We start from the raw sequence: 359 nt of genomic DNA on the forward strand, positions 1-359 counted from the left end.
ATTGATAACGGAAAATAATGAATAAAATTCCGCACAAAATCATAAATGATAATACCATTAAAATACAAGACCAACCTGCTTCTCTTAAAGTTTTGTAATCTTTTAAACCTAATTGATTTCCGATACGAACCGTTGCTGCAACTCCAATTCCTGTACACATCATAAAAGTTGTGGAAGCTAAATTTATCGCAATTTGATGCGCTGCTAAATTTACTTTTGCTAATTCTTGATCTGCGATAGAATTTGTAAATGTATAACCGCAAACAAAGGCTGCCAAAGAGAATGCACTCATTTCGAAGAAAGATGTTAATGCGGTTGGAATTCCAATTCCAGCAATTTTTCTAAAAATTACTTTCTGG

General features: G+C 32.9%; 1 protein-coding gene. It reads right to left on the reverse strand.

What is annotated here, in order from left to right; all coding sequences use genetic code 11:
- Positions 1-359, reverse strand: a 359-nt coding sequence (locus tag QWI17_RS16720) for an MATE family efflux transporter (RefSeq protein WP_302723666.1), incomplete at both ends; no start/stop codon positions are given.

Source organism: Gilvimarinus gilvus (genome assembly GCF_030518155.1).
Taxonomy (GTDB): domain Bacteria; phylum Pseudomonadota; class Gammaproteobacteria; order Pseudomonadales; family Cellvibrionaceae; genus Gilvimarinus; species Gilvimarinus gilvus.